1 protein-coding gene is annotated in these 517 nt (G+C 67.9%); it reads right to left on the bottom strand.

Features of this window, described 5'->3' with window-relative positions; translation table 11 throughout:
* Positions 1 to 308: 308 nt before the first annotated feature.
* The gene (locus AX703_RS28255; protein WP_231735430.1) at positions 309 to 428 is read right to left on the bottom strand and encodes a thermonuclease family protein; all 120 of its coding nucleotides are present in this window, start codon (positions 426 to 428) and stop codon (positions 309 to 311) included.
* Between the last annotated feature and the right edge of the window lie 89 nt (positions 429 to 517).

Genomic DNA, 517 nt, shown 5'->3' on the forward strand with positions numbered 1-517 from the left:
GGACTGGCCCTGCAGGGTTCATCGGCAAACGAAGGGCGGTTTCGTCAGGTCAGGCTCAGCGGATCCCCGCAAAGATCAGATCCGTCAGCCTCGGCCATTTCGGCAGGACCTGCTCCCACCCGCCAGCGCCCGCGCAGCGGGCATTGCCTTCCTCGGCCCCCGCTCCATACTGGTCAGTGACGCACGGTCACACGGGGCCGGGCCCAGCCCCTCCCGTCCAGTGCCATGCGCTACGGCAAGGCTATTTGTCAGATGCGCAAGAAGGCGGCCGCAGGCGAGCATGGGTCGCCTGCCCTCGATGGGGACGCTCAGCGCCAAGGCCTCACAAGGCCTTGCGCGACCAGATAGTCGCCGGCATCCACGCCGTTCACCGAGACCGAGGCGAGCGTCCGTCCATAGGGGGCGGTGCCAAGTCGCGTGATCGTCACCTGTCCGCGCGACAGCAGCCGCGTCAGGGCAACCCGCGAGGCTTCGCCTGCGGCAAAGTCACACTAGGCGTAGGACCGCCGACGGTCCT

It is taken from the genome of Novosphingobium sp. CCH12-A3, from assembly GCF_001556015.1.
GTDB classification, from domain to species: Bacteria; Pseudomonadota; Alphaproteobacteria; order Sphingomonadales; family Sphingomonadaceae; genus Novosphingobium; species Novosphingobium subterraneum.